This is a genomic window from Terriglobus aquaticus (genome assembly GCF_025685415.1).
Classification (GTDB): Bacteria; Acidobacteriota; Terriglobia; order Terriglobales; family Acidobacteriaceae; genus Terriglobus; species Terriglobus aquaticus.
The window spans coordinates 1,560,764-1,576,048 of sequence record NZ_JAGSYB010000001.1 but is presented as its reverse complement, the minus strand read 5'-3'; the positions used below and the strand labels follow the sequence as shown (position 1 = coordinate 1,576,048).

Genomic DNA, 15,285 nt, shown 5'->3' with positions numbered 1-15,285 from the left:
GACCGAACAGAGAGCGCGTTAGAAGCTGATACGCGCCTGCAACTGTACCTGGCGTCCTGCAAGGCCGCCAGTGGACACGCCGAAGCCGCTATCGGTGATCACGCTGTCAATGTTTGGGCTCAGGTTTGTGATGTTGAGCACGTTGAAAGCATCCACGCGGAACTCAAGTCCCGTCCGCTCGCCGAGGTACTTATTCGGCAGGCCGAAAGACTTGGTCAGTGTGGCGTCCAGATCCTGGTAGTGCGGTCCGTTCAAAGCATTGCGGCTCACACCTGGAACCGGAAAGAAAGTTGGCAAGTTCGGGAACGCGGAAGGCTGCAACTGGCTTGCGCTGTACGACGCATAGTATGCCGCTCCGCCATTTGGAAAGTTCGGACTGAGACCCGTACTCATGAATGCGCGATTGCTGGTGCTGTGACCGGCTCCGCCCAGATAGCGCGTCGGCCGCAGCGTGCTGTAGCCGCTGCCGACGTAGTAAGCCTGAGTTCCGTAGTTCACTGTCGGTGTCCACGGGAAGCCGGAGTGCAGGTTGTAAATGCCACTGATGTTGAAGCCGTTTGCGAGCACCTTCATGATGCGGTTGTCGCCGTAGTAGAGTTTGGGCGAGTACACACCGAAGATCTTCAACGCGTTGTTCACGTTGAAATCTGATCGGGCGCGCAGGTACACGGGGTTGTAGCTGTACGGGTCCATCGTGTACGGGCCGGAGTTATCGTCCATGCTCTTGGCCCAGGTGTAGCTCGCATCCACGCTGAAGTTGTGCGCCATGTTGTGCTTCAGGTCAAGGATGAGAGCGTTGTAGTTCGACTGGCCGTTGTCGCTGAACGACTCGACGTAGTTGATCTGAGGATTGAAAGCCTGACCCAGGAAAGCGCCGCGGGTATACAGGTCTTCGTGATACACCAGGTGCCGTGCCGCGCTGCCCTGGTAGGTCACGCTGGCGACCATCTGGTGGCCCAGGTCGCCCTGCACTTCAAGCGAGTAGTGGTGCACCTGCTGCGTTTTGTTGTGATACGGAATCGTGGTCAGCCGCAGACCGGTGCTGGTGGGCAGCCCGTTCGCTCCATAGTTTGTCACCGTATTCGGGTTCGGTGCGAATCCGAAGATCTGTGTCAGGTCCTGCGGCAGCGAATAGATGATCCGCGCGTCCGCCGCCTGCGGTGTTCCGACGAAGTTCGGCGTCACAGAGTCGCCGGCATTGTTCGAGAGATTGGCCGATAGGGCGATCTCAAGCTGGTTGTAGTTCAGGCCATAGCCGCCGCGTACGACAACCTTGTGGTTGAACATTTCCGGGTTGTAGGCAAAGCCGAACTGTGGACCGAAGTTGTACTTCTGCGGCACCCATGCGTTGCCACCTCGTACCAGGCTCAGGCCGGTGAAGGTAGAAGCGCCGGAGCCGAAGACCACGTGCGGCAGGTTGTTCTGCTTCGAGTACAGCGAGTCGAAGTAGTTGTACCGAACGCCCATGTTCAGCGTAAGGTTTGGCGTCGCCTTCCAATCATCCTGCACGAACGCGCCGGTGATCCACTGGCGCATGTCGAAGCGGTTGTCGAACGGCACACCCGTGAAGCGATTGAACTGCCCGGACTCGCCGAACGGAGCATCGTTCAGGAACGTCCAGATGTTCGAGAACTGGAAATTGGGCCTCGCGGCACCGAGGGCATCCTGCAGGTAGTGCAACTGGGTTGCGTCACCGCCGAACTTGATGGAATGCGTCCGGATGATCTTCGTCGCAACATCCTTGTACCCGAACGTCCACTGGTTCAGGTGGCTCGGCCCTGCCGTACCCTGCTGCACAAACTGATCGCTCCCGCTGTTCGTGATTCCCGGAGTGTTGATGGACGTGCGAGTCAGTCCGAACTGCACACCCGGGTTGTCAGCAAGCTCGTTCCAGCGCCAGCCGGCGGCATTCACGCGCGCCTCGTTCAAGAGGGTCGACGAGAAGGTGTGGTTGTAAATGAGTGCCAGTGCTTCGTTGATTTGGGTGTGGTGATATGTGTTGTACGCATATGCCGGACCGTTGATGTTGTCCGTGCTCGCCGGCTGCCAGTAGATGGTGAACGCGAGGTGGTCCTTCTGCGTAACGTCCGCGTCCATGCGACCGTTGTACTGCACCTGCGTGATGCTCTGCGGTGTCGAGCTCTGGATGTGAACCAGGTCGGGAACACCGTCCAGGCCACCGCCGATTCCCGGCTGCGAGGTGCTCACGTAGGTGGGATCCTGCGTGCCGCGAGCGGTGCGCAGGGGTGAGCCGATGTCGATGCCGCCGTTCACCGTCTGGCAGCCTTGGCCTTCGGTCAAACCTGCAGCAGCGCACGTCGAGGTGATCTGCGTATTCGTGCCGACCAGGTTGGTGCCGGTGGTCGTGGTGTAGCGATTGGCGATGGAACCGCTCGGCGCCAGAGCCAGGAATTGCGGCGTCTGGTACCAGAAGTTCTGAACAGAGGTGGAGTTGTTTCGGATGGTCTCGTACGCGAAGAACGCGAAGATCTTGTCCTTCAGAATCGGACCGCCGATGCTGCCGCCGATGTCGTTGTATCGAGCCGTGTCGCGCACCAGACCGTGTGCGGCCGCGCGGTTCACGTTGTTGTTTGCGACTCCTGGTCCAAGCGCGAAAGGCGCTAGCGAGCCCGGCCCGTTGTAGCGGTTGAAGGCGTTCAGACCCGGACGCACGGCGCGAAAGAAGGCGCTGCCGTGGAACTGGTTCGTTCCACTCTTTGTGGTTACCTGTAGGTTGGTTCCGCTGAAGCGACCGAACTCAGCGTCGTAACCGTTGGTCGTGATCTTCAGGTTGTCCACGGAATCGGCGTTGGGCGTGATGATCGCCGTTCCGCCCCATACCGCGGACGTGGTGCTGATGCCATCGATGCTAAAGCCGTTCGTCTCGTACTGGCCACCATTGCCCAGCACCTGTGCGCCGTTCTCTGTAGCGAAGATGCCTTGGGTGCTGCTGGATCCACCGGGACCCTGCTGGCCGGGAAGGGTGTTCGTACCTCCACTGCCGCTGCGCTGGCCGTCTCCGAATGCGCCTGGCGCCAGTTGCGCCAACTGATAGATGTCGTGCCCGGCGGTCGGCAGATGCTGAATCTCATTCGCCGAGATGGTGCCGGAGATGGACGCCGTTGCAGTTTCCAGCGGCGACACGGCGTCGGCGCTCACGTCAACGGTGGTGTTGCTGGAACTGATCAGCAGCTGCACGTTGATGTTGTTGGCCTGCTCGGGCGTGATGGTCAGGTTGTTGATCGTCTTGGTCGTGAACCCAGCCATGGTGGCCGTGAGCGTGAAGGTGTTCGGCGGCAGGGCGTTGAAGTTGTAAACGCCGGCTTCGTTCGAGGTGGAAGTGAGGGTTTTTCCGGTCTGGTTGTCGTGCAGCGTGACTTGGGCGCCGGGCACAACGGCTCCGCTGGGGTCGGTGATGGTGCCGGTGATGGAAGCCCGGAACTGGGCGTGAGCTGCCGGGGCGAAAGCCACGACGGCGGCTGAGGCCAGGAGCATGGCCCGGCCGGAAGAAAGGAAACCCTTCTTGCTGGAAGAGCTGTTGGGGACGAACATGGAATAGCCTCCGAGAGCCAGTGCAAAGGTTTGCGTAAATCAGGGCAGAGGAGCCGCGCAAACCTTTGCACAGGGCCTCGCCGACTATCTCTCTTCTGCTGAGGCGCTGTCAAGCGACTCCACCGATCTCTGCTCTAATAAACCCATTCCGAACTGTGAGGATCGAGCCAAAACCCATGAACAGGCCAGCCCTGGAAGCCGCACCCGCTGCCGGCGGCAGAACCGGAACCGTTTCGCTGCGAACCTTGTCCGAGCACCTCGGTCTGTCCATGGCTTCCATCTCGCGCGTCCTGAACGGATCGCCCGCCGCGCAGGCCATTCCGAAGGCGACACAGACCCGCATTCTGGAAGCCGCGCGCGAATTCAACTACCGGCCCAACCAGTTGGCGCGGTCGCTGCGCAGTGGTCAGTCCACCAGCGTGGGTGTGCTCATCCCGGAGATTTCGGAGGGCTACTCGGCAGCCGTGCTCGCTGGCATCGAGGAAACGCTTTCTTCCGCTGGCTACGCCATCATGATGATCACGCACCACCATCGGGCGGAAGTGTTGGAGCGGTCGGAGCGCCAGTTCGCGGAACGCGCTGTGGATGCGGTGATTGCCGTGGATACCGCGCTGCCACTCTTCGGTCCCATCCCGACCGTCACCGTCTCCTGCCCGGACCCGCACCCATACGTGACCAATATCGTGCTCGACAATGCCCGAGCGGCGCAGATGGCGCTGGAGCACCTGCACGGCCTCGGACATCGACGTATTGCCGTCATCAAGGGGCAGTCGTTCAGCTCAGAGACGGAGGTCCGATGGCGCGCAATCGAAGCTTCTGCAGCGTCCGTGGGTCTGCGGTTCTTGCCTGAACGGGTGGCGCAGATGGAAGAAGATCTTCCGACCAGTGAGCCGGGATACCGCGCGACCGGCAGACTGCTGCACCAGGGTGGGGATTTCTCGGCAATCGTCGCCTTCAACGACATGTCCGCGATCGGTGCGATTCACGCTCTGCTGGATGCGGGCCGGTCCGTGCCAGAGGACGTGTCAGTCGTGGGCTTCGACGACATTGCACTCGCGAGCATCCATCGGCCCACCCTCACTACGGTGCGTCAGCCGTTGCACCACATGGGCGTGCTGGCCGCGCAGGCGGTGCTCGAAACCTTGAACGCTCCACCGGAATCCCGCGCCTCTGCGAGACAAATTATGGTCGCGCCAGAACTGGTGGTGCGCTCGTCCACAGGTCGTTGGACGGGGGCCGAGAGTGAATCGGTTTGACTCGAACTCGGCGGAGTCCGGGCCAGAGAAACAGACCGTGCAAACCCTTTCGCTGTATCTTCTGTTCGCGCTCACCGGTGTTGGCCTGGTGCTGCCGGGCACGCTGCTGCCGTTCCTGGTGCGTGGCTCCGATCTGCACGACGCGGGATCTGGCGGTCTGTTCCTGCTGTTCTTCATCGGAACGACCGCAGGCGCGTTCTGCGCGCGAGGACGCCTGGGCCGCATGCTTCTGCTGTCCACGGCTGCGGTGGCCGTACCGATTTCGGTGTTGACGAAGCTGCACGGAGTTGCGATTTCCGGCGCCGTTCTGCTGAGCGGTTTCGGCTTGGGTCTGATGATGACTGCCGTCACCCTCTTGCGATCGCGGCAGGTTCCAGACCGGCGCGCAACGGAACTCACCCGGCTGAACCTGGTGTGGGCCATCGGAGCTGCATGCGCACCGTTTCTGCTGCTGCGGTCTACGGCGCAGCTCGGTGTGGCGGCTACTTTGCAAGCCTATGCAGTCGCAGTCCTACTATGCGGCACGCCCGCGGCTCTTTCGTTGTGGCACGAACATGTTCCGTTAGAGGGGCAATGGGCAGCCTGGCGACAGTTGCGAAGCATCAAGACTGTCTCCGCGATCGCGCTGCCTTTGACCACAGGCATTGAGGCAGGCGTAGGTGCTTGGCTGGTGACGTACGCGCTCCGCGACCGCGTAACCTACGGCATGATTGTGACGGCAGGAACGGCGCTGTGGGCGGGCCTGCTACTGAGCCGCGTCGTCTTTTCCGTCCGCTGGCTCCGGCTTGGGCAGGGCCGCTATACGGCAGCGGCTTTCGCGGCACTCCTGGTGTGCGGTTTGCTCATGCTGCTCTGGGCAGGTTCGGCAGGGATGCTGATTGCCGGTGCATTCTGCTGCGGGTTTGGCGTGGGACCCATCTACCCAGAACTGCTGGCGCGGTCCCTGGCAGGCAGCGAGGCAGGCAACGCCGCATTCCTGCTGGCCGGCTTGGGATCGGCGCTTCTGCCCTTTCTGATCGGGCAGGTGTCGCAGGCAGCGCACTCTCTGCGAGCGGGCCTGTTCGTTCCTCTGGCAGGCGCGGCGGTGTTGCTCGTCGGACTCCTCTGTGCGCGCGAGTCTGCCGTTGCGAACACCACCGGGTAGTAGCATCGATACGAGTCGCCCAAGATGCCGTTTATCACTCCCCCATCGCATGCCAGCGACGTGCCGGCCGACACGCTTCGCGCAAACAATGCAGTCGAGGTGAGCGACGACTTGCCTGTGGCTCCGGGTGAACGGGAACTGTGGCCCGAACCTGCGGCGCATGGGCTTGCCGGCAGCCTATTCGAGTTGCTGCGATACCTCACCCGCACCGATGTTCACACCTATGCTTTCTCCGTCGCTGCGAATGTAATCCTGTCGCTGTTTCCGTTCATCGTGCTCCTGCTCACCCTGTCGCAACAGGTCTTCCACTCGAGCACCATGAGCACCGTGGTCGGGCAGTTGATGCATAGCTTTCTGCCCACTGGCCAAGACTTCGTGATGCGCAACATGGCCCTGCTGGCCCACCCGCGCAAGGGGGCGCAGGCCTTCTCGCTGATCATGCTGGTCATCAGTTCGACCGGTGTATTCCTGCCGCTTGAAGTCGCGCTGAACAACGTTTGGCGTGCTCCGAAAAACCGCAACTACCTGCACAACCAGGCGGTGTCGCTGGGCCTGGCGTTCGCGGTCGGCTTCATGGCCATGGTCTCCGTTGCGTTGTCGGCGGGGCAGCAAGCTGTTTTGGGGTTCCTCTTCTTCGGCCATACCGATAACGTGGTGTACCAGGTCACTTCACGATTTTTTCTCAACGTGCTCGCGGGTGCCGGCAGCATGGCCATGTTCTTCCTCATCTATTGGGTTCTACCGAACCGCCGCGTTCCCGTGCGCGCAGTTCTGCCCGCCGCCATTGTCACGGGCGCTTTCTGGGAGGTCGCGAAACACCTTTACATTGCCGCCCTGCCATGGCTGGATTTTCAGAGAGTGTATGGGCCGTTCTACATCTCGGTCGGGCTGATGATGTGGGCCTTCCTTTCTGGCCTGATCCTGTTGGCAGGCGCCCACTTTTCCGCGACGCGGTACGGTCTGTACCTGCTGCGCCAGCAAACGGAGAAGGACTGATGCCTCTGCTGTGGCGGGCACGTCCGCAGGCCAAGACGGACCCGCGGCTGGTGGCCCTACAGGCGGCGTCCTCGGCCAATGCGACGCAGCCGGTCCCTCCATCGCTGCGGTTGCTGGCTGTCAGCACGCTAATCGTCTTCGGTGTTTCGCTGCTGCCCGGGTGGGTGGGCGCCGTGATGTCGTACCTGCGCTGGGTCCTGCTGCTGGTGCTTGTCGGGTGGGCGGCCACCTATGTGGTGATCCAGTTGCGGCGCGGTCTACTTTGGCGGCTTCGAAACAAACTGGTCTTGACGTACCTGCTGATCGGCCTGGCTCCAGTGGCCCTGTTCTTCACACTGGTCTTTCTGAGTAGCTACGTTGCCTTTGGACAGTTCGCGGTCCACCTGGTCAGTTCGCGGCTTGAGATGCAGGCCGCAACGCTGCAGCAGAGCAACATGGCGTTGGCTCGACACGCGGCAGCCATGCTGAATCTGAGACAGACGAACAATGCGAATGGCGAGCTGTCATTGCCCGGCTTCCAGGACGCGATGCGCGGAGCCCAAGGGGCAGGACTGCAGCTTGCTTTGTATGAGGATGGTCATCCAGTCCCCGTTGCCGGCATTACGGGGCACGCGCGATCCCCACTCTGGCTGTCCGACTGGGTCGCCCATCGTGCGGCACATGGCCTGGACGGCTTTGTGGAAGATGGCGCGGTGATGTACCTGGCCGCTGCTGATTCCATTCAGACCGCAGATGGCCATACCCTCACCGTCATCTCGAGCCAGCCCTTAGACGATGCTCGGCTAGCCAGCGCATCCGCTGGCATTGGGCGCATGTACCTGCTTCCCGGCCTGGTGCCCCGACCCGCGCACCACATGAGCCGCGCAGAGGAGGAGCACGCCCGCATTGCTGGCGGCACAGCGCCCCCAGCCGCAAACCTGCTGGACTTTCGCGTGCGCTTCCTCTCCTCACTTAGCGCGGCAGACTGGGAAAGCGGCGAGATGCTGGCAGTTCCGATGAACGTCGAGTCGCGTCCCTCGGTGCTCTACAACGAGCTGTTCTCCGAAGCGCTTACCGGCCGCAACACTGACCTGGTGCGCATCGCTTTCCTGATCGTCTGCCTGTTGTTTGCGGCGCTTGAGGCGTTTGCGCTGTACGTGGGCTTGCGCCTCAGCCGCAGCATCACCGGGGCGGTGGAAGACCTGTATGAAGCGACTGTGGCGATCGACCGTGGCGAGCTGCAGCACCGCATTGCGGTGAACCAGGATGACCAGCTTGCGGATCTGGCCCGCTCGTTCAATCGCATGAGCTGGTCGTTAGGACGCCTGATTGAGCAGCAGAAAGAAAAGGAGCGCATGGAGAGTGAACTTTCCATCGCGCAGGAGGTTCAGGCGAACCTGTTTCCTCTGCTCCGCACCGCGCCGATTCGCGAACTGGAACTGCATGGCATATGCCGCCCCGCACGCACGGTTTCGGGCGACTACTATGACTTCCTCACATTTGACCGAAAGGTAGGCGAGAACGGCAGCGCGCAAAGGGAAGTCACGGGTCTGGGTGTCGCCCTTGGTGACATCAGCGGCAAAGGAATTTCGGCGGCTTTGCTGATGGCCACGCTGCACTCTGCAGTGCGTGCCTACCGGTTCGCCAGCGAAGAGCTGCAGGCCCCAAGCGCTCGCCTGGCCACGCACGGTGGCTCGGAGGAGTGCAGCGAGCTGTTTGTGGCGCCGGGCCGCGTGCTTGCACTCTTGAACAAGCACCTCTACCGGTCGACCACGCCCGAAAAGTACGCGACGTTGTTTCTGGCTCACTACGACCGGGCGTCCGCGCGCCTCACATACTCAAACGCCGGGCAGTTACCGCCGTTTGTTCTGCGCACCGACGGCTCGTTGCACCGGCTGGATCGTGGCGGCACCGTCGTGGGCCTGATGGACAACATGAGCTACGACGAAGGCTCGTTGCAGATGGAACCAGGCGACATCCTCATCGCGTATTCCGATGGTGTAACCGAGCCCGAGAACGATTTTGGTGAGTTCGGCGAAGATCGGCTGATCGACGTCGTGCGCCAGTTCCGCGACGAACCGTTGGATGTCATCAGCGGGGAAGTCATGCGAGCGCTGGATGCTTGGATCGGCGAGGGGGAGCAGCCGGACGACATCACCCTGGTACTCGCCCGGCAGCAGGCGTAGGAGCGATGCCCGGCAGCTAGGGCTTCTGCGTGAAGGACTTGATGGCGATGGCGTTTGGCCGCGAGCCCGCCGGCAGTAGCGTGAAGAGGGTTGGCCCGTTGCGATCGCGCGTGCGGATCACGGCCACGTCGCCGCTGCGCGCGTCCGCAGCCAGCAAGAGGTGCTCGTCGGCACTCATCGCCAGCACATCGGGGCCGCTGCCCGTCCGGACGCTGCCGGTGATACGACCGTCATCGATGGAGTAGAGGCTGAGCGATTCGCCGCCGAAGTTCGCGATCCAAAGCGTGCTGTTGTCCGCCGAAACCATGCCGTGCGAAGGCTGCATCCCGATGGGATACGTGCCGCCCACTTCGTTCGTCCACGTGGAGATCTCGCTGATCGTGCCCGAGCCGAAGTTAGATACGAAGATTTCGCCGCCGTCCGGCTTTACCGCGAGTTGCACCGGCGTTTTGCCGACCTTCAGCAGCGCGAGTTCGTGGTCGGTAGTGGCGGAAGCGTCCTGGCGGGCCGCCCAGCTATTAGGCGCCTGCGCCAGCGAGATGCCAAGGACCGCATCGGCTCCGGAGCAGGCAATAAAGGCCTTGGTGGAGGGCTGTGTCGGCTCTTTCGGTGTAATTGCGATGTCGGTCGCGCCGGTGCAACCGCCAAAGGTCGCGCGCAGTTGCGGCGTACCCGAGTCGCTTACGCTGTACAGCGACACGCTCCCGGCCTTCCGATTCGAGACGACGAGCGTGCGGCCGTCTGGCGAGATCCTGGCCAGACCGGGCTCTTCTCCGGCGCCGATCGTCTCCAACTCGCGATGATTCACCAGGTCGATGACGCTGACGGTGTTGGAGCCCGCGTTCGCCACATATCCTCGCCGTCCCTGCATATCCACACTGATCTGGTAGGGACGGCTGTGTAACGGTACGGTCGCGGTGACCGCGTTTCGCGTGGTGTCGATTACGCTGAGGCTGCCGTCGTGCCCGGAAGTTCCCGTATTCACGACGTACACTTCGTTCCGCGAGGGGTTTGCCGCAGCGCCGGTCGGATTGGTGCCCACCTGCAACACGCGATCCTGCCGCATCTGGACAAGGTCCAGCACGCTTACGGTGCCGTTTTCACCGCTGGTCACGTAAGCATACTCGCGATAGTTTGCGGGCTCGTCGGGGAACTTGAAGTGGCGGCAGCCGGATACGGCCAGCACGGGAAGCAGGGAAGCGAGCCCCAGTGCAGCTTGCCTACGCATCGAGGCTCTTTGCACGCGCGGCTTCCAGCTTCACACGGTTCCAACGCTTTACCAGGAAGGTGACATACGCGGCCTGTCCCAGGGCCATCAACGCATAAGCGGCGTGCAGGAAGCGAATGCTCTCAGCGGAGTACTCCACTACACGGCCTCCCGTTCCAGCAGGGTGTGCAGGCGATGCTCCGCGGTCTGCTGTTCGACTCGCAGAATGGCGTATCGCGCCCAAACCAGCACGGTGCCCCAGACGAAGAATGCCAGGATATTCCAGCCAAGCACGGCCTTCATCGACGGATCGAGGTATCCATCGCCAGTGAGCACGGGTGCGGGGTGTTGCGTGCGCCACCACCGGATCGACATGAAGACGATCGGAACGTTCACGCCGGCAAAAATACTCAGCACCGCACCCAGGGTCTTGCTGCTCTCGTCGGACGAGAACCGCCGCGCCAGCAGGTAACTCACATACAGCAGCCACAGCAGTAGCGTGCTCGTGGTGCGCGCGTCCCACGCCCACCAGATACCCCATGCCGGCCGGCCCCACAGGATGCCGGCCACGAGGCCAAGACCCACAAAGACCGTGGTCACCTCAGCCGCGGCAACTGCAAGGGCGTCCGCCTGCAGCGCCAACCGCGTATTCCGCGAACGGAAATAGAGGTAGCCGAGCGAAGCCAGCATGTTCACGTAAGGCGTGACCTCACCCACGATGAACAGCGGAACGTGCCAGTAGAAAATACGCTGCACCGGGCCCATGGTGGCCTCGGTGGGCGCAACGTACCATGCTCTGTACGTGCTGAAGGCGAGCAGCGCGACCGCGAGCCCCGCGCAAAGATAGAAAAGGCGCTTCATGCGTCGCCTCCAGTATCGCCGATGGCAGCGCCGGCAGTCTCCGCCAAAAGCATGATCCGCTTACTCCGCGTGCAGCACCGGTGCGAATAACAGCAGGGCGACGGTTGTAAAGACCACGTCGTAGCCCACCAACAGCCGAACCCACAGCATTGGGTCAAACTCGCCCGTAATGATGGACGTCGTCGCATTCACCATCGCCAGCAAAGCGGGGATGGACATGGGAAACAGCACCATAGGCAACAGCAGGTCGCGGTTGCGGCCACGGAGGCTGAGCGCCGCAAAAAATGTGCCGTTCAGCACCAGCGCCCACGTGCCCAGCGGCAGCACGGCCGCCAGCAGCCGCCAATCGCCCAGCGTGTGCAGGTTATAGAACAGCACAAACACCGGAACCAGAATAAGTTCGACCGCCGTGACAAAGAGGAAATTCGCGATCGCTTTACCTAGAAAGAGGGCCGACGGCGGAGAGGGTGAGAGCCGGTGCGCGTCCAGCACCTGGTTGCGCTCCTCGCGATTCCACGAACCATTCAGGGATGTGGTGGCCGCAAACAGCAGACCCAGCCAGCCCACACCACCGGAGATCTGCCGCGCCAGCGTCGGATTCGAGGTCGGATCAAACGCCAGCGAAAACACTACCGCGATCAGCAGGGTGAAAAAGAGCATGCCCATCAGCGTGTCGCGCCGGCGCCACTCAAGCCGCAGCTCTTTCTTCAGGTGCAGGCCGACCAGGGAAGCATAGTGCCGCAGCTCGTTCATGCGGCTGCGGACCCGAGTGTCGCTTTGGTCAGGTCCGCCACCGTGGCGTGCGTTGCACGAAGGTAGTCGGCGGGTGCTAGCAGCATCTGCATGCCGCGCACACCGGCTGAAACACTGATCACCTCGTGGAGCTCCATCAGCTCATCCGCGTACACGGGGAATTCGCGCTTTGCCGCCAGGGCCGTGCAGCCACCGCGGATGTAGCCGGTCAGCGGCTCCAACTGCTTGAGTGGGGCGAGCTCAGCCTTCTTCTCGCCGGCCGCGGCGGCCAGTTTCTTCAGGTCCAGTTCGGCGTCGCCCGCGATCACGGCGAACACGTACTCCCCGGATGCCATGTGGCATAGCAACGTCTTGTAGACCTGCTCTACGGGCATTCCGATTTTTGCGGCGACCGTGGTGGCTGCCAGGTCGTTCGGGTCCACCGCATACTCCTGCGTCCGGTAGGCAATACCAAGCTGATCCAGCACGCGGCAGGCGTTTGTCTTCACGCCGCCGAGGCCTCAAGCTGGGCCGGTTCCGCCTCAAAGCGCTCGGCGGCCGGGACCACGCTGCCGCGACGCAGATAGGTCGTCGAGTTTGCCACGCCGCGTACCAGGTCGTGCTGGTGCGTGGTCAGGATGATCGTGCGCGCGCCCTGTGCGTTGCCGGTCAGCGGCCAGGTCAGGAAGTCCTGCAGCAATGCGACGAGTTCGCGCGCTCCGTTGACGTCCATGTTGGAGAAGGGCTCGTCCAGCAGAAGCAGTTCCGGGTCGGCCAGGATCGCGGCCGCGAGGGAGGTACGCTGGCGCATGCCCTGCGAAAGCTGACTCACCGGCCGCTTCAGGTGCGGGTCCAAGCCAACCGCCCGCAGCGCCATCTCAGGGGAAGCGTGGCACATGGCGCACGCGTCGGCGGAGCAGTGCAGGCGGGCGAAGTAAGCGAGATTTTCCATGGGCGTCAGGTCGTCGTACAGCATGGCCGCGTGGCTCATGTACGCAATGCGATAACGATTTTGTGCAGGTGTTCCGCCCAACACGCGGACCGTACCGTGAGTCGGAGTGACCAGGCCCGCGGCCATGCGCAGCAGTGTCGATTTACCCGCTCCGTTGTCGCCCAGCAGGGCATGCATGCCGCCGGTCGCAAAGACGCATGAGACCCGCCGCAACGCAGCAAAGCCGCCATACAGGCGCGACACGTCCTGGAGCTCCACCGCGTGTGGCATCGCAGTTATCGTATCGCTTTTACGGCTGGGTGCTACCGGGAAACCATCGCCGCGGTCGGCGCTACGAGGGCCTTTTTCTGACCGGGCTGTGCGGGAGCGTACTTGCTGGCGCACTTGGCCTGTAACTGGTTCGCCTGAAATACGCCGTCGCGGCCAAGGTGACCCATGGCCAAAGCCTGAGCGTCGTCTTTGAATGTGTCAGGCGGTGGTTCCGTGCCGTTGTATTGCACGGGCAGTTCCTTGCCAAGCTCCAGCAGCACGAAGTCGGCGTGAGTTCCTACGCGGTGAATTGACCCGGGCTTCACGTTGCCGGCGACGCGCAGGTTGCGGGTGTACGCCTTGTCGCCCAGCTTCTGCATTTCGGCAATGGTCACGTAATAGCTTTTCGCGTCTTTGGCGCCGCTGATGGCCAGCCACAACACGACACCCACGATGATCGCGGTTGCGGCAATCACCTTGATGGAGCTACCAGACTTCATGCTCTTAGCGTAGCAGGGCGGGCCGGTTTCGGCCTCCACCGACGGAAGGAGAAAGCTGGCGCGGCGTATACTCGACCGAAGCGCGAACCACAGGAGAACTGCACAAAATGGGCGCATTTTCGGCGACAAACGGCAACGGCAACGGGAACCACGGCGGCGGCAACCCCTATGGGTACAAGGCGGAAAACGGACACCGCCAGCCGGCCGGCAATGACTACGCCGTGCCAAAGCCGCGCGCCGAGTGGATTGTGAAGCGCCGCGAAGAGGCCGCGCGCACCGGCGACACCAACATGAGCCAGATGCACTTTGCCCGCAAAGGCCTCATCACCGAGGAGATGGCCTATGTTGCGCACAAGGAAAAGCTGGACCCCGAGTTCATCCGCTCCGAAATTGCGCGCGGCACCATGATCATTCCGGCCAACATCATGCATCCGGAGCTGGAGCCAATGGCGATCGGCGTCGGCTCGCTCTGCAAGATCAACGCCAACATCGGAAACTCCGCAATCACCAGCAATGTAGACGAGGAGCTGCGCAAGCTGCACACCGCGGTGCACTATGGCGCGGACACGGTGATGGACCTGTCTACCGGCGGGGATATCCCGATGATTCGCGAAGCCATCCTACGCCACTCGCCCGTGCCCATTGGCACCGTGCCGCTGTACGAGGCGCTTGGCCGCGTGAAGCGCGTGGAAGATCTGAACATCGACCTCTACCTGGAAGTGATCGAGGAGCAGGCGCAGCAGGGAGTCGATTACTTCACCATCCATGCTGGCGTCCTGGTGCAGTACATCCCCATGGTCAGCAAGCGGATCACGGGCATCGTGTCGCGCGGCGGCGCCATCATGGCGCAGTGGATGACCGCGCACCACAAGCAGAACTTCCTGTACGAGAACTTCGATCGCATCACCAAGATCATGGCCAAGTACGACGTGAGCTACTCGCTTGGCGACGGACTGCGCCCCGGCAGTGTTGCCGATGCCAGCGACGAAGCGCAGTTCGCGGAACTGAAGACACTCGGCGAACTGACCCGGCAGGCGTGGAAGGACGACGTGCAGGTGATGATCGAAGGCCCGGGGCACGTCCCCATGGACAAGATCAAGGAGCAGGTCGATAAGGAAGTGGAGCTTTGCGACGGTGCTCCGTTCTACGTGCTTGGACCGCTGGTGACGGACATCGCGCCCGGCTACGACCACATCACCTCCGCGATCGGCGCGGCAATGATCGGATGGCATGGTGCGGCGATGCTCTGCTACGTGACGCCCAAGGAACACCTGGGACTGCCGAACGAGAAGGACGTGAAAGACGGCATCATCGCGTACAAGATCGCGGCGCACGCTGCAGACATCGCACGGCATCGCCCCGGCGCCCGCGACCGCGACGACGCAATCTCGCACGCCCGCTACACCTTCGATTGGGACAAGCAGTTCGCGCTGTCGCTCGATCCCGAAACAGCTCGTGGCATGCACGACGAGACCCTGCCGGACGACTACTACAAGGAAGCGGCTTTCTGCAGCATGTGTGGGCCGAAGTTCTGCTCCATGAACTGGTCGAGCAAGGTGGATAAGTACAACGAAGAGGTTCACGGGCTGCGCAAGCCCGACCTGACGCAGATCGTGACCGAGCAGATGGCTCTGCGCTAAGCCTTAAGCAGCCAAAGAAAGCCGCCCCAAG

13 protein-coding genes are annotated in these 15,285 nt (G+C 62.3%); 5 read left to right on the top strand and 8 right to left on the bottom strand.

The window, feature by feature from the left end; translation table 11 throughout:
* Window positions 1-18: 18 nt before the first annotated feature.
* The gene (locus tag OHL12_RS06460; protein ID WP_263413007.1) at window positions 19-3,552 is read right to left on the bottom strand and encodes a TonB-dependent receptor domain-containing protein; all 3,534 of its coding nucleotides are present in this window, start codon (window positions 3,550-3,552) and stop codon (window positions 19-21) included.
* A gap of 176 nt (window positions 3,553-3,728) precedes the next feature.
* Here OHL12_RS06460 and OHL12_RS06455 point away from each other — a divergent pair, with 176 nt between their 5' ends.
* The 4 genes from OHL12_RS06455 to OHL12_RS06440 are packed head-to-tail and all read left to right on the top strand — an operon-like array spanning window position 3,729 to window position 9,113.
* Complete coding sequence (locus OHL12_RS06455) at window positions 3,729-4,808, top strand: LacI family DNA-binding transcriptional regulator (RefSeq protein ID WP_263413006.1); 1,080 nt, start codon at window positions 3,729-3,731, stop codon at window positions 4,806-4,808.
* Entirely contained in the window at window positions 4,795-5,952 is a 1,158-nt protein-coding gene (locus OHL12_RS06450; protein WP_263413005.1) for an MFS transporter, read from the top strand. The genes OHL12_RS06455 and OHL12_RS06450 overlap by 14 nt, the downstream gene beginning before the upstream one ends.
* Before the next feature lie 24 nt (window positions 5,953-5,976).
* Entirely contained in the window at window positions 5,977-6,948 is a 972-nt protein-coding gene (locus tag OHL12_RS06445; RefSeq protein ID WP_263413004.1) for a YihY/virulence factor BrkB family protein, read from the top strand.
* Window positions 6,948-9,113: a PP2C family protein-serine/threonine phosphatase gene (locus OHL12_RS06440; protein ID WP_263413003.1), complete on the top strand. Its 2,166-nt coding sequence runs from the start codon at window positions 6,948-6,950 to the stop codon at window positions 9,111-9,113. The genes OHL12_RS06445 and OHL12_RS06440 overlap by 1 nt, the downstream gene beginning before the upstream one ends.
* Window positions 9,114-9,129: 16 nt before the next feature.
* Here OHL12_RS06440 and OHL12_RS06435 read toward each other — a convergent pair whose 3' ends face one another.
* From OHL12_RS06435 to OHL12_RS06405, 7 genes are read right to left on the bottom strand one after another with little or no spacing between them, the layout of a single operon-like run.
* Window positions 9,130-10,341, bottom strand: coding sequence for a YncE family protein (locus OHL12_RS06435; RefSeq protein WP_263413002.1), 1,212 nt, complete (start codon window positions 10,339-10,341; stop codon window positions 9,130-9,132).
* Window positions 10,334-10,480, bottom strand: a complete 147-nt coding sequence (locus OHL12_RS06430; RefSeq protein WP_263413001.1) for a hypothetical protein — start codon at window positions 10,478-10,480, stop codon at window positions 10,334-10,336. Before OHL12_RS06430 ends, OHL12_RS06435 begins: the two co-directional genes overlap by 8 nt.
* Window positions 10,480-11,181: a cytochrome c biogenesis protein CcsA gene (gene ccsA, locus OHL12_RS06425; RefSeq protein WP_263413000.1), complete on the bottom strand. Its 702-nt coding sequence runs from the start codon at window positions 11,179-11,181 to the stop codon at window positions 10,480-10,482. The genes OHL12_RS06430 and ccsA overlap by 1 nt, the downstream gene beginning before the upstream one ends.
* A gap of 60 nt (window positions 11,182-11,241) precedes the next feature.
* Complete coding sequence (locus tag OHL12_RS06420; protein ID WP_263412999.1) at window positions 11,242-11,934, bottom strand: heme exporter protein CcmB; 693 nt, start codon at window positions 11,932-11,934, stop codon at window positions 11,242-11,244.
* Window positions 11,931-12,422, bottom strand: coding sequence for a Cys-tRNA(Pro) deacylase (gene ybaK, locus OHL12_RS06415; RefSeq protein ID WP_263412998.1), 492 nt, complete (start codon window positions 12,420-12,422; stop codon window positions 11,931-11,933). The genes OHL12_RS06420 and ybaK overlap by 4 nt, the downstream gene beginning before the upstream one ends.
* Window positions 12,419-13,135: an ABC transporter ATP-binding protein gene (locus OHL12_RS06410; protein ID WP_263412997.1), complete on the bottom strand. Its 717-nt coding sequence runs from the start codon at window positions 13,133-13,135 to the stop codon at window positions 12,419-12,421. The genes ybaK and OHL12_RS06410 overlap by 4 nt, the downstream gene beginning before the upstream one ends.
* Window positions 13,136-13,167: 32 nt before the next feature.
* Window positions 13,168-13,614: a cytochrome c maturation protein CcmE gene (locus tag OHL12_RS06405; protein WP_263412996.1), complete on the bottom strand. Its 447-nt coding sequence runs from the start codon at window positions 13,612-13,614 to the stop codon at window positions 13,168-13,170.
* 107 nt (window positions 13,615-13,721) lie between these two features.
* On the opposite strand from OHL12_RS06405, the gene thiC reads away from it, so the two are divergent.
* Window positions 13,722-15,254 (top strand): phosphomethylpyrimidine synthase ThiC, encoded by a 1,533-nt coding sequence (gene thiC / locus OHL12_RS06400; RefSeq protein WP_263412995.1) that lies wholly within the window; start codon window positions 13,722-13,724, stop codon window positions 15,252-15,254.
* Window positions 15,255-15,285 lie beyond the last annotated feature (31 nt).